A 19,548-nucleotide genomic window follows, 5' to 3' on the forward strand; every position below is an offset into this window, starting at 1 on the left:
ATCCGTGTTGAAACCGTTGAAAGCATTGTGGGCGAATTAAGGAACCTTCGCGGTAACAAAGTGTTTCAGGTTGTAACGCCCGTCAGATAAGGCTCGGCGGGATTTTTTGCCATCCTGAGCACTTTGTGAAAGTCATTTTTACCGGGGATTTTTTATTGCTGTCAGACGATGCGTAGACACGTATTGGACGCGTCATTCTTCATGCATGAAGAAAAGCCCCACTGTATGGGCATTAACAGAAATTGGTCGCGTAAAAACCCATATCGCATACGTACATCCACCAGGAATTCCTGAATGAATCCATGCGTGCGATGCAAGGATTGCTCATACCGTATTGCAACGAGTGGTTGCAATTCATCATAGGATTTAGCGAATGATGTCGCGCCGGGATGTGTCCCGGCGCCCGCTATGGCAGCGTCACGCTACTTGAGCCATTTGTCCGAGATTGCCTGATACTCGCCGCTCGCGCGCGCGAGGTGCAGCCACTGATCGACATACTGCTGGAACACCGCGTCGCCGCGCGGCACCATCCACGCCTTCTCACCATACTGGAATGGCTTGTCTGGATGCACCGAGCACAGACCCGGATTGAGCTTCTGCTGCAAAAGTGTTTCGGATGCGTCGGTGACCATCACGTCCGCCTTGCCGGCGAGAATCTGTTTGAAGATCGTCACGTTATCGGGATAGACGGTCAAGTTCGCGTGCGGGAAAAACTGCTTCGCGAAGCGTTCGTTCGTGCCGCCCGGATTTACGATCACGCGCGTGGCGGGCTGGTCGATCTGCGCGACCGTCTGATACTTGTTCACGTCGTCGCAGCGCACGATGGGCGTCTTGCCATCGACCTGATACGGCTCGGTGAAGAACGCGCGCTTCTGTCGATCGAGCGTGGTCGACACACCGCCTACCGCGACGTCGCATTTCGCGAGGAAGTCGTTCATCAGATTCGACCAAGTCGTCTTGACGAACTCGGCCTTCACGCCCAGCGACTTCGCAAGCGACTCGGTCATGTCGATGTCGATGCCTTCGAACGTGCCATCCGGCTTGTGGAACGAATACGGTTTGTAGTCGCCCGTCGTGCATGCGCGCAGCGTGCCGCGCGAGAGCACTTCGTCTAGTCGCGAGGGTGTAGCGGCACCCGGGGTAGCGACGCCCGACGTAGCGACACCCGACGTAGCGACACCCGATGCTGCTGCGCTTTCGGCAAATGCGTCTGGCGCTCCGGCGAGGCCAGCGACGCCGGTCAAAAGCGCGGCGATCAACGAGCAAGCGGTGGCGACCTTCTTCTTGTTCATGCGGTGTGTCTCCTCTCTTATGGATGTTTCGATGTAATGGAGCGGAAAGGCATCCGATAATAGCCCGCCCAAATGCGCGCGTTAAGCGTGGACTGACTGGATGGGCGCATGCGCAATGGCCGCTCGTGACGCGCGGGAGGCGGGCATGGGTGCGCAGCGGCTTGCGGTGCTTATCCCGGTCATCAGCACCATGCCACGGCGGCGGCTCCGGTAGAATGGCCGCCTGCTTTCGAATCTTGCGCGACCAGCGCCTCCCGCCGTGGCCAACACTCTTCTGAACGACACATTCCTGCGCGCATTGCTGCGTCAGCCGACCGAATACACGCCGATCTGGCTGATGCGCCAGGCGGGCCGTTATCTGCCGGAGTACAACGCCACGCGCAGCCGGGCAGGCAGTTTTCTCGGCCTCGCCAAGAACCCCGACTTCGCGACCGAGGTGACGCTGCAGCCGCTCGACCGCTATCCGCTCGACGCTGCCATTCTGTTCTCGGACATCCTCACGATTCCCGACGCGATGGGCCTCGGCCTCTCGTTCCAGGCGGGCGAAGGTCCGAAGTTCGCACATCCGGTGCGCAGCGAAGAGGACGTCGCGAAGCTCGCGGTGCCTGACATCGGCGCGACGCTCGGCTATGTGACCGACGCCGTGCGCGAGATCCGCCGCGCGCTCACCGACGCGCAGGGGCGTCAGCGCGTGCCGCTCATCGGCTTCTCGGGCAGCCCGTGGACGCTCGCCTGCTACATGGTCGAAGGCGGCGGCTCGGACGATTTCCGCACCGTGAAGTCGATGCTCTACGCACGCCCCGATCTGATGGAGCGCATTCTCGAGATCAACGCGCAGGCCGTGGCCGCGTACCTCAATGCGCAGATCGAAGCCGGCGCGCAAGCCGTGATGATCTTCGACACCTGGGGCGGCGCGCTCGCGGACGGCATTTATCAGCGCTACTCGCTTGCCTACATCAAGCGTGTGGTGGACCAGCTCAAGCGCGAGCACGACGGCGAGCGCGTGCCGGTCATCACCTTCACGAAGGGTGGCGGCCTGTGGCTCGACGAGATCGCCGAATCGGGCGTCGATGCAGTCGGGCTCGACTGGACCGTCAACCTGGGCCGCGCGCGCGAACGTGTGGGCCATCGCGTGGCGCTCCAGGGCAACATCGACCCGACGGTGTTGTTTGCCTCGCCGGCGGCGATCCGCGAACAGGCGCGTTCGGTACTCGACAGCTTTGGTGCTCATCCGGGCCACGTGTTCAACCTCGGACACGGCATTTCGCAGTTCACGCCGCCCGAAAACGTCGCCGAGCTCGTGGACGAAGTGCATCGCCACAGCCGGACCCTGCGCGCTGCTGCTGCGTGATTTTTTGTTGCGCTGCAACGGGCTGGGCTCCGGGCATCAGGGTCCGGTGCGGGCTCAAGAGGCCATCCAGATGCCGTTACGCCGCTGTCAAGACTTGACTTATACACACTTACCTCGTTGCGCCGCGCAAGAGGGAAAAATTGCCGCGTGGCGCCAGCAAGGCCTGCGAGCAATCATTCAGGGCCTTGACAGGTAAGGCTTTCGGCGCTCCACGGCGGTTTGTGCGGTGTCCCACATAATGACGGTTGGGGCTTGTCGACGGGGCGGGGCGGCCAAGTTCTTAACAAAGTTATCCACAGGCGCGACGACGGGAGCGCGATTGTTCTGCGGAATCCAAAACTTAGCGCGGAAAGTGAAGTTTTACTTTAACTTCGGGCGTTGGTGCGCCAGCACACGGTGTTTACACCGTATCTGTTGGGGTTGCGCATGACGCCATGCTTCGTGCGCGTGGCGCTCGACCATCCGCTGCCCGCCCTCTACGACTATCGCTATCCGCCGGACGCACCGGCGCCGCAGCCCGGCATGCTGGTGCGCGTGCCGTTCGGCCGCCGCGATGCAGTGGGGCTGATCTGCGAAGTAAGCGCTCACAGTGACGTGCCGGCCAACAAGCTGCGCGACGTGAGCGCCGTGTGCGCGGACTTGCCGCCGCTTTCGGCGCAGTGGCTCGCGCTCGCGAGCTTTGCCGCCGACTACTATCAGCGCGGGCTGGGCGAGGTCGCGCTGCCGGCGCTGCCCCAGGCACTGCGCGATCCGGCGCGCTGGCCGCGCCTGCTCGCGCCCGAGGAGCGCTACCGGCTGCTGCCGGCGGGCCGCGAGGCGCTGCCCGAGGCGTTGCCCGCGCGCGCCCAGGCGCTGCGGCGGCTTGCGCAGGCCCTGGTGGACGCGGGCGAACTCGATCTCGCCGACGCCCGCGCGCTGCACCCGAAGGCGGCCGCCACGCTCGAATCCTGGCGCGAAGCGGGCTGGGCCGAGTACGAGTGCGTGGCGTTTGGTGCCGTGGGGCGCTCGTCCACCGGGAATGGCGACCATGACCCTGCCGATGGCGCCAGAAGCCTCATAAATGCCACCGAAGGCGCCATCGCGGCGGCGGCATTGCACCTGCTGAGCGACGAACAGGCCACCGCCGTCGAGGCGATTCTCGAGGCGCGCGGCTTCGCGCCATTCCTGCTGCACGGTGTAACCGGCAGCGGCAAGACCGAGGTCTATCTGCGCGCGCTGTCGGGCCTGCTCGAACGCGAGTCCGACGCCCAGGCGCTCGTTCTCGTCCCTGAAATCAACCTCACGCCCCAGTTCGAGGCGGCATTCCGCACGCGCTTCGCAGGCGTGCTGCCCGACGACGCCATCGTCACGCTTCACAGCGGCCTCGCGGAAGGCGAGCGTGCGCAGCATTGGCTCGCCGCGCATACGGGCCGCGCACGCATCGTGCTGGGCACGCGCCTCGCCGTGCTGGCCTCGCTGCCGCGTCTGGCGATGCTGGTGGTGGACGAGGAGCACGACCCTGCCTACAAGCAGCAGGAAGGGCTGCGCTATTCGGCGCGGGATCTCGCCGTCTGGCGCGCGAAGCAGCTAGGCGTGCCCGTCGTGCTGGGCTCGGCCACGCCGTCGCTCGAAAGCTGGTGGCAGGCCGAGCAGGGCCGCTATACGCGCCTCACGCTGTCACGCCGGGCCATCGCCGATGCGGTGCTGCCGAGCGTCAAGCTGATCGATCTGGAAGAAGAGCGCCGGCGCGGCCGCGCCTCGTTCGAGGGCCTCTCCGGCCCGCTCGTTACGGCGATGAAGGCGCGCCTCGAGCGCGGCGAGCAGAGCCTCGTGTTCCTGAACCGACGCGGCTATGCACCCGTGCTGTCATGCGATGCCTGCGGCTGGGTGGCGGGCTGCCCGCGTTGCAGCGCCTATGTGGTGCTGCACAAGCCCGAGCGGGCGCTGCGCTGCCACCATTGCGGCTGGGAATCGCGTATCCCGCATTCTTGCCCCGAGTGCGGCAACGTCGATATCGCGCCGATGGGGCGCGGCACGCAGCGTATCGAGGAGGCGCTGGCGAGCGCGGTGCCGGGCGCGCGGGTGCTGCGCATCGATGCCGATAGCACGCGCCGCAAGGGCAGCGCGCAGGCACTGTTCTCCGACGTCCACGCCGGCGACGTCGACATCCTCGTGGGTACGCAGATGATCGCGAAGGGGCACGACTTCCAGCGCGTCTCGCTGGTGGGCGTGCTCAACGCCGATAACGCGCTTTTCTCGCACGATTTCCGGGCCAGCGAGCGGCTGTTCGCGCAATTGATGCAGGTGAGCGGGCGTGCGGGGCGCGGGGGCTTACCCGGCGAGGTGATCGTGCAGACGCGCTACCCGCGTCATGCGATCTATCACGCGCTGGCGCGCCACGACTACGTGGGCTTTGCGAATTCGCAGATTGCCGAGCGCCGCGACGCGCATCTGCCGCCGTTCGTCTATCAGGCGTTGCTGCGCGCCGAAGGGCGCACGCTGGAGGCGGCGCTGGCGTTTCTGGCCGAGGCTGCGCAGGCGCTCGCGCAGATCCCGGCTGCCGAGCGCGTCACCGCTTACGACGCGGTACCGCTCACGATCGTGAAAGTCATGAACGTGCATCGCGCGCAACTGCTCGTGGAGAGCCAGTCGCGTGCCGCCCTGCAAGCGACGCTGCGGGCGTGGCAACCCGCGCTGCGCGCCTTGCGGGGCGTGCTGCGCTGGAACCTGGAAGTCGATCCGCTGGATATCTGATCAGCGTCGCGCGGCGTGGGCCGCCTGCGCTCGAGCGTCTCGCACGCGCACTTTGCGCATGGCGGGCGCCGTCGCGCCACGAATGAACAACACGGCGCACAGCGCGCACATGAACCAGACACCCGTCACCACCAGCCACTTTTCCATTTTTCGGTCCTCACGCCGGATTCAATGATCGGCCCCCGTAATGTTTGTATAACGGCACGGCTGCGGAATCGATTAGGGTTCACCTGATTGTTGCTCGCCAGGGAAAATACCGAGTGCAACGCGCGGGCCAATGCCAGCGGGCGCTGGCCGCAAACCTGCGCCACATAAGGCTCTGCGCGTGGTGCAACCAAACTTGCCGGGTGGTTGCACCTTTTTATTTGGAGGGGTACGATTCGCCAACTTTTTGATCTTCGCCGGTGCGGGTCAGCCGGCATACGAAGGAAACATGGCTAGCACCACCCTTGGCGTAAAGGTCGACGACCTGCTCCGCTCGCGGCTCAAAGATGCCGCCACGCGCCTCGAGCGCACCCCGCACTGGTTGATCAAGCAAGCGATCTTTGCCTATCTCGAGAGGATCGAGCATGGCCAGCTGCCCCCCGAGCTGAACGGCCACATGAGCTCAGCCGATCTCGGCGAGGGCGCAACCGGCGACGGCGACGAAGAAGCAGCGTCGCACCCGTTCCTCGACTTCGCCCAGAACGTGCAACCGCAATCGGTGCTGCGCGCGGCCATCACGGCTGCCTACCGCCGCCCCGAGCCTGAGTGCGTGCCGTTCCTGATCGGCGAGGCGCGTCTGCCCGCGAACCTCACGGGCGAGGTGACGAAGCTCGCCACCAAGCTCGTCGAGGCGCTGCGCGCCAAGGGCGCCGGCGGCGGCGTCGAAGGACTGATCCACGAGTTCTCGCTCTCGAGCCAGGAAGGCGTCGCGCTGATGTGCCTGGCCGAGGCGCTGCTGCGCATTCCCGACCGCGCCACGCGCGATGCGCTCATTCGCGACAAGATCAGCAAGGGCGACTGGAAATCGCACGTGGGCCACGCGCCGTCGCTGTTCGTGAACGCCGCCACCTGGGGCCTCATGATCACCGGCAAGCTGGTCACGACCAACAGCGAGACGGGGCTTTCCTCGGCGCTCACGCGCATGATCGGCAAGGGCGGCGAGCCGCTGATCCGCAAGGGCGTGGACATGGCCATGCGCCTGATGGGCGAGCAGTTCGTCACGGGCGAGAACATCTCCGAAGCGCTTGCCAACAGCCGCAAGTTCGAAGCACGCGGCTTCCGCTACTCGTACGACATGCTCGGCGAAGCGGCCACCACCGAAGCCGACGCGCAGCGCTACTACGCATCGTACGAGCAGGCGATCCACGCGATCGGCAAGGCCGCAGGTGGACGTGGCATCTACGAAGGCCCGGGCATCTCGATCAAGCTCTCCGCGCTGCACCCGCGCTACTCGCGCGCGCAGCAGGAGCGCACGATGAGCGAGCTGCTGCCGCGCGTGCGCGCGCTTGCCGTGCTCGCGCGCCGCTACGACATCGGCCTCAATATCGACGCCGAGGAAGCCGACCGCCTCGAACTCTCGCTCGACCTGCTCGAAGCGCTGTGCTTCGATCCGGAGCTCGCGGGCTGGAACGGCATCGGCTTCGTGGTGCAGGCTTATCAGAAGCGCTGCCCGTTCGTGATCGACTACATCGTCGATCTCGCACGCCGCAGCCGTCACCGCATCATGGTGCGCCTCGTGAAGGGCGCCTACTGGGATACGGAAATCAAGCGCGCGCAGGTGGATGGCCTCGAAGGCTATCCGGTCTACACGCGCAAGATCTACACCGACGTTTCGTACATCGCCTGCGCGAAGAAGCTGCTGAACGCGCCCGACGCCGTGTATCCGCAGTTCGCCACGCACAACGCGTACACGCTCTCGGCGATCTATCACCTCGCGGGCCAGAACTACTATCCCGGCCAGTACGAGTTCCAGTGCCTGCACGGCATGGGCGAGCCGCTGTACGAAGAAGTCACGGGTCCGATTTCGCAGGGCAAGCTCAACCGTCCGTGCCGCGTCTACGCGCCGGTCGGCACGCATGAGACGCTGCTCGCGTACCTCGTGCGCCGTCTGCTCGAGAACGGCGCGAACACCTCGTTCGTGAACCGCATCGCCGATGAAACCGTGCCGGTGAGCGAGCTGGTCGCGAACCCCATCGACGAAGCCTCGAAGGTCGTGCCGACAGGCGCGCCGCACGCGAAGATTCCGCTGCCGCGCAATCTCTTTGGCGGCGAGCGCCTGAATTCGATGGGCCTCGACCTCTCGAACGAACATCGACTGGCGTCGCTGTCTTCGGCGCTGCTCGCGAGTGCGCATCATCCGTGGCGCGCCGCGCCGATGCTTGCCGATGCCGATCTCGCTGAGGCCACCGCGCGCGACGTGCGCAATCCCGCCGATCATCGCGACCTCGTGGGGACCGTTGTGGAGGCAACGAGCGAGCACGTGAGCGCCGCGCTCACGCACGCCGTGGCCACCGCGCCGATCTGGCAAGCGACGCCCGTGGAAGCGCGCGCCGATTGCCTCGCACGCGCCGCCGATCTGCTCGAAGCGCAGATGCATACGCTGATGGGCCTGATCGTGCGCGAAGCGGGCAAGTCGCTGCCGAACGCCGTGGCGGAGATTCGCGAAGCCATCGACTTCCTGCGCTATTACTCGACGCAGATCCGCGAAGAATTCTCGAACGATACGCATCGACCGCTCGGCCCCGTGGTGTGCATCAGCCCGTGGAACTTCCCGCTGGCGATCTTCATGGGCCAGGTGGCCGCCGCGCTGGCAGCGGGCAACACCGTGCTCGCGAAGCCGGCTGAACAGACGCCGCTGATCGCCGCCCAGGCCGTGCGCATTCTGCGCGAAGCGGGCGTGCCCGCAGGCGCCGTGCAACTGCTGCCGGGCGATGGCGAAACCGTGGGCGCGGCGCTCGTCGCCGATGCGCGCACGCGCGCCGTGATGTTCACGGGCTCGACCGAAGTCGCGCGCCTTATCAACAAGACGCTTTCGCAGCGTCTCGATTCGGATGGCCGTCCGATTCCGCTGATTGCCGAGACGGGCGGGCAGAACGCGATGATCGTCGATTCATCGGCGCTCGCGGAGCAGGTCGTGGCCGACGTGCTGCAAAGCGCGTTCGATTCCGCAGGCCAGCGTTGCTCGGCGCTGCGCGTGCTGTGTCTGCAGGACGACGTGGCCGAGCGCACGCTCGAAATGCTCACGGGCGCGATGAAGGAACTCGCGGTGGGCAATCCCGATCGTCTCTCGGCCGATGTCGGTCCCGTGATCGACATGGAAGCGAAGCGCGGCATCGACACGCACATCGGCACGATGCGCGAAAAGGGCCGCAAGGTTACGCAGATGCCGATGGCGGAGAGCTGCGCGGCAGGCACTTTCGTGCCGCCCACGCTCATCGAAGTCGATAGTCTTGAAGAGCTCAAGCGCGAGGTGTTCGGGCCGGTGCTGCATGTGATCCGCTATCGCCGCAGCCAGCTCGACAAATTGCTCGAGCAGATTCGCGCGACGGGCTATGGCCTCACGCTCGGCATCCATACGCGTATCGACGAAACGATCGCGCATGTGGTCGGCCGCGCGCACGTGGGCAATATTTACGTGAACCGCAATGTGATTGGCGCGGTGGTGGGCGTGCAGCCGTTCGGCGGCGAAGGGCTCTCGGGCACGGGGCCGAAGGCGGGTGGCGCGCTGTATCTGTCGCGTCTGCTGGCCAAGCGTCCGGCAGGGCTGCCGCAGTCGCTCACGAAGGCGCTGGTGGTGGATGCGCCGCAGGCGGACGCCGAGGACAAGCGCGCGCCGCAGTCAGCCCCGCAGTCGGCCCACGCGACGCTCACGACGCTGCGCGACTGGCTGATCGCCGAGCGCGAGCCGGCACTCGCGGCGCGCTGCGACGGCTATCTGCAATATGTGCTTGCGGGCGCAACGGCCGTGCTGCCGGGCCCGACGGGCGAGCGTAATACCTACACGCTTTCGGCGCGCGGCACGGTGCTGTGCGTGGCGTCCACGCCGACGGGCGCGCGTGCGCAACTCGCCGTCGTGCTGGCCACGGGCAACCGCGCGCTGTTCCAGGGCGCGGCGGGCGAGGCACTCGTACACGCGCTGCCGGCTGCGCTCAAGGCGCACGTCGCAGTGAAGAAGACGGCCGACGCCGAGTTCGACGCCGTGCTTTTCGAAGGCGACAGCGACGAGCTGCTCGGCCTCGTGAAAGAAGTGGCCAAGCGTAGCGGTCCGATCGTCTCGGTGCAGGGCGTGGCGGCACATGCGCTCGCCAATGGCGACGAAGACTACGCGCTCGAACGTCTGCTCACGGAGCGTTCGGTGAGCGTGAACACCGCTGCGGCAGGCGGCAATGCAAACCTGATGACGATCGGCTAGGCTTGAGGCCATACTGTCAGTCGTTGAAGGACACGGAAGCGGCAGGCGCGAGCCGAAGCCGCTCATTCGATACCGGGTACCAAGGAGAAAACATGCAACACACGATGAAACAGCTGGCAGGCGCAACGCTGGTCGCTGCACTGTCGCTGGCGGGGACTGCGAACGCGCAGCAAGCAGACGACGTCAAGATTGGTTTCGCTGGCCCGATGACGGGCGCACAGGCGCACTACGGCAAGGACTTCCAGAACGGCATCACGCTCGCGGTCGAAGACATGAACGCGACCAAGCCGGTGATCGGCGGCAAGCCGGTGCACTTCGTGCTGGACGCGGCCGACGACCAGGCCGACCCGCGCACGGGCACGACGGTCGCGCAGAAGCTCGTGGACGACGGCATCAAGGGCATGCTCGGCCACTTCAACTCGGGCACGACGATTCCGGCATCGCGCATCTACGCGAACGCGGGCATTCCCGAGATCGCCATGGCGACGGCGCCGGAATACACGCAGCAGGGCTTCAAGACCACGTTCCGCATGATGACCTCCGACACGCAGCAGGGTTCGGTCGCGGGCACGTTCGCGGTGAAGAGCCTGGGCATGAAGAAGATTGCCGTGGTTGACGACCGCACGGCCTACGGCCAGGGTCTCGCCGACCAGTTCGCGAAGGCCGCGAAGGAAGCGGGCGGTACGATCATTGACCGCGAGTACACGAACGACAAGGCCGTGGACTTCAAGTCGATTCTGACCAAGCTGAAGGCGCAGAAGCCGGACCTGATCTACTACGGTGGCGCCGATTCGCAAGCCGGCCCAATGGTCAAGCAGATGAAGTCGCTGGGCATCACGGCGCCGCTGATGGGTGGCGAAATGGTGCACACGCCGACCTTCCTGAAGATCGCGGGTGATTCGGCAAACGGCACGGTGGCGTCGCTTGCAGGCCTGCCGATGGACCAGATGCCGGGTGGCAAGGACTACGTCACGAAGTACAAGAAGCGTTTCGGCGAAGACGTCCAGACCTACTCGCCGTACGCTTACGACGGCGCGATGGCGATGTTCGCGGCCATGAAGGCGGCCAACTCGACGGACCCGGCGAAGTACCTGCCGTTCCTCGCGAAGACCAGCATGCCGGCCGTGACGACGAAGGATCTCGCGTATGACTCGAAGGGCGACCTGAAGAACGGCGGCATCACGCTGTACAAGGTCGTCGACGGCAAGTGGACGACGCTGCAAAGCGTGGGCGGCAAGTAAGCGCCTCGCTCGCGGTTGATCCGCGGTTGATCGCGGTTGATGTGAAAAAGCCCCGCAGGTTTGAAGCCTGCGGGGCTTTTGTTTTGGTTCTTCTTGGAGCTGGATACGTTCAAGCTGCATTGGCTTCTCTTGATTTTGCGCATTGCCCCTGACAGGTGTCTCCCGTATCAAGGTCGCTGGGTTGAAGCTGGCTAGTGCCACGGCCCAGTCTGTTGCCCGACCTCTACGGGTTGTTTCTTTAAACACACGTTCCGCGCAAATGGGAGAAACCTGCATTGGCTACACAATTCGAACGCATCATCCCTGCGAAGATTGCCGACGACGGATCGATTCATTACACATCCATCACGTCGCCGCCCGATAACAGTACAGCGGTCTGTTATATGGTCCCACAGCGGATTATTCCCGTGGTCTTCGTGCCTGGCGTCATGGGAACGAATCTGGCGAGAAAGAACGCTAATCCGCCGGAGCCCGTTTGGTTACTCGACGGGCCAGGCACAGCCCTGCCTTGGGCGAAACAAGGAGCAGCGACTCGCAAGCGTGTTCTAAATCCCGGTACCACCGAGGTTTTCCGTCGTGGCAAGATTTCATCCGGCACGGCACAGACCGAAGACGAATTGCGTCGTCGCGGCTGGGGCGAAGTCGCTTACATGAGTTACGGCGAGTGGCTGGCGTGGCTCGAAAACGCACTGGACGACGTGCACGAGGCAACCGATTACGGTCGCAAGGGATTGCGCGAGAGTCTGTGCCATATCGTTACCCCCGGCCTCGAAAAGCTGGTATTCGACGAGGTGGCGCTCTCATACAAATATCAGTTTCCCGTGCATGCGGTCGGTTATAACTGGCTGCAATCGAATGCCGTGTCGGCGGAGCGTCTGAAGACGCGGATCGATGAAATCACGGCCTGGTATCGTGAGAAGTTCCACTGGCAATGCGACAAGGTGATTCTCGTCACCCATTCGATGGGGGGGCTGGTAGCCCGCTACTATTCCGAAGTTTTGGGAATGCGCGACAAGGTACTTGGGATCGTGCATGGCGTGATGCCCGCCACGGGCGCGGCGGCCGCCTACAAGCGGATGAAGGCGGGCACGGAAGGCACAGGTATCAGCGGCGTTCTGGCGGCTCTCGCGGTGGGACCGAATGCCTCCACCATGACTGCGGTGGTTGGCAATGCGCCGGGTCCGTTGCAGTTGTTGCCGAGTCGCGATTACGGCATGGGGTGGCTCATGATCAGGGACGGTGAGCGATTCGTCGCATTACCGGAATCGGACCCGTACAGCGAAATCTACACGGTGCGTGGCACGTGGTGGGGGCTGTGCGATGACTTGCTGCTGGATCCGCTAGATATCGGGAAGAAAACCGTCGATCAGGATTGGCGTAACTTTGAACGCCTAATTCGAAACAAGGTCCGGAAATTCCACGACGCCATCAGTGGTAAATACCACGCCAACACCTATGTGTTCTACGGCGACGATGAGAAACATCAGGCATACGGCAATGTCATGTGGACGCAGCACACACCGCCACTTCTGCGTGGCGGCGTTCCAGCCATCGCCGACTTGCTAGGAAAGCGCGGCAAGGACGATCCGGCGTCTGGCGGCCGACTGATAGCAATAACGCAGAATGAAACGACCATGGTTTCCACGTTCGTTTTGGGGGATGCGGACGAACATGGAGACGGTACGGTTCCGGTGCGCTCAGGTCGTGCGCCCGGCCAGCGCGTGCGCGCCTGTGTGGCATTCGCGGGTATCGACCATGAAGGGGCCTACAAGGATGATGCTACCCGGCGCTTCACCCTTCACGCCATTACACGCATCGCGCAGAGCGTGAAGGGCACCGCACTGGACTACAAGACATGAACTGGGTGCGTGCAACACTGGTATTTGCCTGCCTGATATTTGCGGTTGCCGCTTGCGATTACGAGCTTTCACCGTTGACCCAAAAGGAAAAGCAAGTCGTGACTGAACTCACTGCAAATCTAAAAGCGCGGTGTGCGGGCCGCTATTTGATTGACATTCCGGAGGACGCATCGGAATACGGCTATGCCAATATTCTGGGTGTCGATGTGACTGCGGAGGCGATGACCGAGGAGGCCTACCGGCAGGAGATCGCGCAGCGGGAAACAACGTTGAAAGGGACGAAAAGCATTGATGCATACCCGTTCCTGTATGTGGCCGGGGCAGCGCGCGGAGCCAATACTTACTACTTTGTTCATCGCGGTACTGTCCACGACGATCCAAGCGAACGATATATCGAAGGCTACAAGTGGGACCGAGGGTATCGGTTCCTGCTCAAGTTCGAGGCCTACGACTATCTGCACCCGGACCAGACCGATGACCCGATCGTGCGAAAGATGGTCATCAAAAATAACTTTCCAGACAAGGTAGATGTTGTACTTGGCTTACTGGAGAAACTGCATGGCCGTCCAAAAGAGGAAATCCCGACTGAGCCAGGGCTGTGCTTCGCTGGCGGCTTTCTGCCCGGGAAGGCGTCGGACGAGCAGTTCGTGAACAGCGGATTTAGATTGACAAGCAACCGCGACGTTTATTTTTCTGTATATGTCGATACCGCGCCTCAAGGAAATGAGTCGCTATTACAGCGTATGGATGGCCTGGAAATGCGCACGATGCTCAAGGCGGCGGCCACGGATGTTATCCGTAAGGGCACCGTGAATCTGCCTGATCTGAAAGCCGAGGAATGGCTGAGCGAAACCCGCCAACCTGGAGGCGGGCGCGGCGACTCTTTCTCACTCTCCGTCAATGAAACCACGAGTAGTCCTTCATCACCGTATCTGTTTCTGGATATGGAGACCGGCGGGCAGCTAGAAATAGAAGAGAAGGTGGTGAATCTCGAAAAAGGGTCGCTCACGACCGGTGAGGCCGTTGCGCTGTGGGACGCAGTATCGCTAACCGTGCGTATCAGGCCCGGCGCGCTGTGACGAGTCGAGGAAATACGTCAGGCCGAATGCACATGCACCGCCCATGTTTCCATCATCGGGCGGCGCAGCGAATTCGGGCACACTCTTGCCGTCACTCAGTGCCCGCCTCCGCAATAGGCGACCGCTATCTGATAGTTCACAAAATATCAGGAAAATAGCAATGGATGCGGTACCGTGCAAGATGGCCGCAACCCCGTTCCAGATCTTCAGTGTGCGAGCGCGCACACTGACTGTGTTCCATAGCGCCCACAGGCAATTGAAAGCCGAAATGATACCGGTTGCGAATAACGCAAGGACGAATAGTCCGGCACCCGAAAAACTATTCAAGTCTGAATAAAGATATACCACTATCAAAACCATTACTTCGATAACACCGTAAATCAACGGGCCGCTAGGGTGCCGCAGATCGATGTCTTCACTGTCTGCTGTCATTGTCTGAACGGAATGTTGCGTTGCGCGCATCATCATCCCACGAGCCCCGTGCTGTTCATCTTAAATTAGGGTTGTTCACGCAACGTGGACATCAAACCATGAACGCCATATCCGGGCGATATGGCCAGACGATAATTCAGGACTAGATTTGGGCCGTGTTGGAACCGTTGATTCCGTATTCGAACATCGCGCCAAAGGCGGTCAATGGGCGTGCGGTTGATGAAGCGAGCCACGTTGAACGGCATCCTGAATATCCTGCACGCCGGAATTCCTTGGGAAGACCACCGACGAGGCTGTTGCGGTGTGGGATGCCGTTTCGAGAACAGTGCGGGCCAGGTCTGACGCACTGTGAGACGAGTTTAATGACGAATAGATCAGGTTCTTCACGCTAATGGATGAAGAACCTGATTCTCGCAGTTGCTCACTACAAAAGGTGAGCTTATTCAGCACTCCAATCGACTCACTCGCCGCGCGCCTTTCTACCCTGCTCGCGAATCTGCTCCAGCGAAGCACCAGGCGTGCTCGCCTCTTTCGTCACGCGAATTTCAATCAGCGCCGGTTTGCCCGCGTTGAGCGCGCGTTCCAGCGCGGGTGCAAATTGCGTGGTGCTCGTGACAGTCTCTCCATGCGCGCCGAACGACTGCGCAAACGCCGCGAAATCCGGGTTCGTGAGTTGCGTGCCATGCACGCGATTCGGGTAATTGCGCTCCTGGTGCATACGGATCGTGCCGTAATGACCGTTGTTCACGACGATGAACACGACGGCGAGGCCGTACTGCATCGCCGTCGCCAGTTCGGGCGCGGACATCATGAAGCAGCCGTCGCCGGCGAGCGCGACCACGGCGCGTTCGGGAAAGAGCGACTTCGCCGCAATCGCGGCTGGCACGCCGTAGCCCATCGCGCCGCTGGTGGGCGCGAGCTGCGAGCGAAAATTGCGGTACGCAAAGTGGCGATGCAACCACGTCGCGTAATTGCCAGCACCGTTCGTGACGATCGCGTCGTCGGGCAGGCGCGCGCGCAACTGTTGCATGACTTCGCCGAGTTGCACGTCGCCGGGCATGGGGCGCGGCTCGCGCCATGCGAGATACGCATCGTGCGCGCCTTGAGCGGAGCCTGCCCACGCGGGTGCGTCGGGCGCGGGCAGCGACGCGAGTTGCGCCGCGATCTCGGGCAGACCGGAGACGATCGGCAGATCGGCGGCATAGACGCGGCCCAGTTCCTCCGCGCCCTGATGCACGTGAATGAGCGTTTGCTTCGTCTTGGGGATGTCGAGGAGCGCGTAGCCGCCCGTCGTGGCTTCGCCGAGGCGCGGACCGAGCGCGAGCAGCACGTCGGCTTCGCGGATGCGCGCAGAAAGCGCCGGATTGATGCCCAAGCCCACGTCGCCCGCGTAGTTCGGATGATCGTTGTTGAGCGTGTCCTGGAAGCGGAACGCGAGGCCCACCGGCAACTGCCAGTGCTCGATAAAGCGTTGCAGGTCTGCGCAGGCTTCACGCGTCCAGCCATGACCGCCCGCGATCACGAACGGCTTTTTCGCATTCGCGAGCAGCGTGCGCAGTTGTTCGATCTGCGCCGCCGAGGGCGACGCCTGCACGCGTTGCGCCGCAGGCGCAGTGTGCTGTGCTTCCGATGCAGGAATCGCGCCGCTCAGCATGTCTTCGGGCAGCGCGAGCACGACCGGGCCTGGACGTCCCGACGTCGCGACATGGAACGCATGGCTCAGATACTCGGGCACGCGGCGCGCGTCGTCGATTTGCGCGACCCACTTTGCCATCTGCCCGAACATGCGCCGATAGTCGATTTCCTGGAACGCCTCGCGGTCCATCTGATCGCGCGCGACCTGGCCGATCAGGAGAATCATCGGCGAGGAGTCCTGAAAAGCCGTGTGCACGCCGATCGCCGCATGGGTCGCGCCCGGTCCGCGCGTGACGAGCGCGATGCCGGGCTTGCCCGTGAGCTTGCCGACTGCTTCCGCCATGTTGGCCGCCGCCGCTTCGTGGCGGCACACGATGGTGTCGATGCGCGCGGTCTCGTCCGAGAGTGAATCGAGCACGGCGAGATAGCTCTCGCCGGGCACGCAGAACACACGCTGGACGCCGTTGGCGACGAGCGCATCCACGACGAGTCGCGCGCCGGTGACGGTCGCGGAATCGGAAGCGCGGGCTGAATCGTTCGGCTGCTGCATGACGGTCAAGTCTCCTTCGTTCGTTACGTGAATACGTTCGATCTACGTCCGATTTACGTCAGGTTGATCGGCACGAATCGGCGCAAGCGCAACAGCCCGCTCAGCGCCGCATCAGCACTCGACGATGTTCACCGCGAGCCCGCCGCGCGACGTCTCCTTGTACTTCGTCTTCATATCTGCGCCGGTTTCGCGCATTGTCTTGATGACGGAGTCGAGCGAAACGTAGTGCGCGCCGTCGCCGCGCAGCGCCATGCGCGCGGCGTTCACGGCCTTCACCGAGGCCATCGCGTTGCGCTCGATGCAGGGGATCTGCACCATGCCGCCCACCGGGTCGCAGGTGAGGCCGAGGTTGTGCTCCATGCCGATTTCGGCGGCGTTCTCCACTTGCTGCGGCGTGCCGCCCAGCACGGCGGCGAGCGCGCCGGCGGCCATCGAGCAGGCCACGCCCACTTCGCCCTGGCAGCCCACTTCCGCGCCCGAGATCGACGCGTTGAGCTTGTAGAGAATGCCGATGGCGGCGGCCGTGAGCAGGAAGTCGATCACGCCTTGCTCGTTGGCGCCCGGCGTGAAGCGCACGTAGTAGTGCAGCACGGCCGGGATGATGCCCGCAGCGCCGTTGGTGGGCGCGGTCACGACGCGTCCGCCCGCGGCGTTTTCCTCGTTCACGGCGATCGCGTAGAGGTTGATCCAGTCGATCATCGAGAGCGGGTCTTGCAGCGCGCGCTCGGGGTTGCCGGTGAGCGCGCGATAGAGTTGCGCGGCGCGGCGCTTCACCTGGAACGGGCCGGGCAGCGTGCCTTCGGCGTCGGGGTTGTTGATGCCGCAGCCGCGCGAGACGCACGATTGCATCACGTCCCAGATGCGCAGCAGGCCCGAGCGGATAGCCTCGTCGCTGTGCCAGACGCGCTCGTTTTCGAGCATCAGTTGAGCGATGCTCTTACCCGTCGATTCGCACAGCGCGAGCATCTGCGCGCCCGTGCGGAACGAATGCGGCAACTGCTGCACGGCCGACAGCACCTTGGAGTTGGCTGCGCCCGCAGTGACGACGAAGCCGCCGCCCACGGAGAGATAGGTGCTCTCGCGCAGCGTCGCGCCGCCCGCGTCGAGCGCGCGCAGCTTCATGCCGTTCGGATGCTCGGGCAGCGCCTGGCGATAAAAGGCGATGTGCTCCTTCTGCACGAACGGGATCGGGTGTTTGCCGAGCAGCGCGAGCTGGCGCGAGTCGCGCACGGCTTCGAGGCGCTCGGAGATGGTGTCGGGGTCGACGGTGTCGGGCGCGTCGCCCATCAGGCCGAGCATCACGCCACGGTCGGTGCCGTGGCCCTTGCCGGTGGCGCCGAGCGAGCCGTACAGCTCGACCTTCACGGAGGCGGTGGACGCGAGCAGTCCGTCGCGCTCGAGTCCTTCGGCGAACATCAGCGCCGCACGCATCGGCCCTACGGTGTGCGAGCTCGACGGCCCGATGCCGATTTTGAAGAGATCGAAAACGCTTACTGCCATGGGTACTGCTCCTGCATCGTCTAGTCGGTTTCAATGGGCGCCGGTTGCGCTTTGCTGCTCTGTTCGCCGCCGCACTCACCGCCACCACTGCGCGCCTTTCAGCGCGCCGGCAACGGCAGACAGACGGCCAGCCACGCGGGCGGCGTGGGCGCGAGACGCAGCGCAATCGGCGTATAGCGGCCGTCCAGTCGGGCGGCCAGGTGATACAGCTCGGCGGCGTTCTTCGGATCCCAGGCGCCGGTGTAGCCGGGCAACCCGGCCTCGCGGCGCCTGGCGTCGAACGGCACGCTCGAATGCACGAATTCTTCGTGCGTTTTTTCGCCCATCGCATAGGGCGTGAGCCAGTTCAGCGCGCTCGCGAGCGTCGCGCTGCTGGCCGCCCGCTCGGGCAGCCAGTTGCGGTTGTGGCGGCGCGCGGCGAGCGCGGCCGTCACGAGCGGCTGCAAGTCGTAGATCACGTAGTGCAGTGCATCGCGCTCCGTGAAATCGAGGGTCGAGCCGTCGGGCGCGATGTTGTCGCCGATATGCTCGATGAACAATCGCTGCGCCGCCGCAATCAGCTTGCGGTTGTCGAGCGTGAACGCCGTCATCGCTATCAGTTTGACCCGATGGCTCTGCCAGTTGTTCGCGAATGTGCCCGTGAGCGGGCGCGACTGCGCATCCACCTGCTTGATGTAGCCGTTCACGAACCGGTTCAGGAACAGCATCGTGGCGTTGCGCGTCTTCACGGGCAGCGCGCTCGCGGTCATGTCGTAGGCGAGAATCAGCCCGTCGAAGTGCGTTTCGTCGATGGGGTTGAAGCTCGGCTGATAGGTCGTGACCCACGCGAGCAGAAAGCGGTCGACGAGTTTCAGATAGCGGTCGTCGCTCGTGGCGCGCCAGGCGAGCGCCGCGTTGCGCATCAAATCGAGCTCTTTCTCGGCCTCCACGCTCTGGTCGTAAATGCCCTCGTGCGGGAGCGTGCCTTCCGTATGCAGCTTCGCAAGCGGATGTGGCGCATCGTTCACGTGCGACTGCACCTCGGCCACGAGTACCTTCACGCCCGGGTCGGAATTGGTGCGCTCGCTCGTTTGCAGCGCGGGCGCCGCGCAGAAGTTCATGGCCGCATGGGCGAGATTCGTTACGCCCAGACCCGCAATACCCATGCCGACCAGCCAGGCCGTGGCGAGCGTGCGGCCGGGGCTTCGCCGCCGTGCCGAAGTTGGCCTGGACACCGGCCCAAACGCCGCTTCGAATGTGCGTGCGCCGCCGCGCGCGTGCTGGCCCGACGCGCTCATGGCCCACGTTGCCGCCGGGGCATGCCCGACGAAGGCCGTTCCCACCTTCCGCGCCATGCGCGACTCCCTGATTCAAGGCTGACAGGTGTGTGATGTTAACGGTTTGGCGCGGGTTTGCGGCGGCAAATGTGCGGCGCGCAAAAGCCGCCGCGGCTCCTCGCGGAGCGCGCGGCGGCTGTGCAGGCCGGTTGGGCCGGTTGGGC

General features: G+C 63.9%; 12 protein-coding genes. 6 read left to right on the forward strand and 6 right to left on the reverse strand.

Annotated elements, in window-relative coordinates:
* Positions 1–422: 422 nt before the first annotated feature.
* Complete coding sequence (locus L5014_RS16405) at positions 423–1,292, reverse strand: transporter substrate-binding domain-containing protein (RefSeq protein WP_238464786.1); 870 nt, start codon at positions 1,290–1,292, stop codon at positions 423–425.
* A 259-nt stretch (positions 1,293–1,551) separates the two neighbouring features.
* On the opposite strand from L5014_RS16405, the gene hemE reads away from it, so the two are divergent.
* Together hemE and L5014_RS16415 are read left to right on the forward strand one after the other, a co-directional pair.
* Entirely contained in the window at positions 1,552–2,643 is a 1,092-nt protein-coding gene (hemE, locus tag L5014_RS16410) for a uroporphyrinogen decarboxylase (RefSeq protein WP_238464787.1), read from the forward strand.
* Between the two features lie 426 nt (positions 2,644–3,069).
* Positions 3,070–5,376 (forward strand): primosomal protein N', encoded by a 2,307-nt coding sequence (locus tag L5014_RS16415; protein WP_238464788.1) that lies wholly within the window; start codon positions 3,070–3,072, stop codon positions 5,374–5,376.
* On the opposite strand, the gene L5014_RS16420 is transcribed toward L5014_RS16415, so the two are convergent.
* Positions 5,377–5,523, reverse strand: a complete 147-nt coding sequence (locus L5014_RS16420; protein ID WP_238464789.1) for a hypothetical protein — start codon at positions 5,521–5,523, stop codon at positions 5,377–5,379. It abuts the gene before it with no gap.
* Between the two features lie 286 nt (positions 5,524–5,809).
* Here L5014_RS16420 and putA point away from each other — a divergent pair, with 286 nt between their 5' ends.
* The 4 genes from putA to L5014_RS16440 all read left to right on the forward strand — a co-directional run bounded on the left by putA (position 5,810) and on the right by L5014_RS16440 (position 13,951).
* The gene (gene putA / locus L5014_RS16425) at positions 5,810–9,772 is read left to right on the forward strand and encodes a trifunctional transcriptional regulator/proline dehydrogenase/L-glutamate gamma-semialdehyde dehydrogenase (RefSeq protein WP_238464791.1); all 3,963 of its coding nucleotides are present in this window, start codon (positions 5,810–5,812) and stop codon (positions 9,770–9,772) included.
* 92 nt (positions 9,773–9,864) lie between these two features.
* Complete coding sequence (locus tag L5014_RS16430; protein ID WP_238464792.1) at positions 9,865–11,013, forward strand: branched-chain amino acid ABC transporter substrate-binding protein; 1,149 nt, start codon at positions 9,865–9,867, stop codon at positions 11,011–11,013.
* Positions 11,014–11,288: 275 nt separating this feature from the next.
* On the forward strand, positions 11,289–12,872 hold the full coding sequence (locus tag L5014_RS16435; protein ID WP_238464793.1) for an esterase/lipase family protein: 1,584 nt from the start codon (positions 11,289–11,291) through the stop codon (positions 12,870–12,872).
* Positions 12,869–13,951 (forward strand): T6SS immunity protein Tli4 family protein, encoded by a 1,083-nt coding sequence (locus L5014_RS16440; RefSeq protein ID WP_238464794.1) that lies wholly within the window; start codon positions 12,869–12,871, stop codon positions 13,949–13,951. The genes L5014_RS16435 and L5014_RS16440 overlap by 4 nt, the downstream gene beginning before the upstream one ends.
* Here the strand turns inward: L5014_RS16440 and L5014_RS16445 are convergent.
* The 4 genes from L5014_RS16445 to L5014_RS16460 all read right to left on the reverse strand — a co-directional run bounded on the left by L5014_RS16445 (position 13,919) and on the right by L5014_RS16460 (position 19,213).
* Entirely contained in the window at positions 13,919–14,419 is a 501-nt protein-coding gene (locus tag L5014_RS16445) for a hypothetical protein (protein ID WP_238464795.1), read from the reverse strand. The genes L5014_RS16440 and L5014_RS16445 overlap by 33 nt on opposite strands.
* 424 nt (positions 14,420–14,843) lie before the next feature.
* Positions 14,844–16,568 (reverse strand): thiamine pyrophosphate-binding protein, encoded by a 1,725-nt coding sequence (locus L5014_RS16450; RefSeq protein ID WP_238464796.1) that lies wholly within the window; start codon positions 16,566–16,568, stop codon positions 14,844–14,846.
* Between the two features lie 111 nt (positions 16,569–16,679).
* Positions 16,680–18,068 carry an L-serine ammonia-lyase gene (locus L5014_RS16455; protein ID WP_238464797.1) on the reverse strand — a complete coding sequence of 463 codons (1,389 nt, stop codon included), beginning with the start codon at positions 18,066–18,068 and terminating at the stop codon, positions 16,680–16,682.
* Between the two features lie 98 nt (positions 18,069–18,166).
* Positions 18,167–19,213 (reverse strand): alginate lyase family protein, encoded by a 1,047-nt coding sequence (locus L5014_RS16460; protein ID WP_238464893.1) that lies wholly within the window; start codon positions 19,211–19,213, stop codon positions 18,167–18,169.
* Positions 19,214–19,548 lie beyond the last annotated feature (335 nt).

The sequence above is a fragment of the Paraburkholderia tagetis genome, assembly GCF_022213065.1.
Taxonomy (GTDB): Bacteria; Pseudomonadota; Gammaproteobacteria; order Burkholderiales; family Burkholderiaceae; genus Paraburkholderia; species Paraburkholderia tagetis.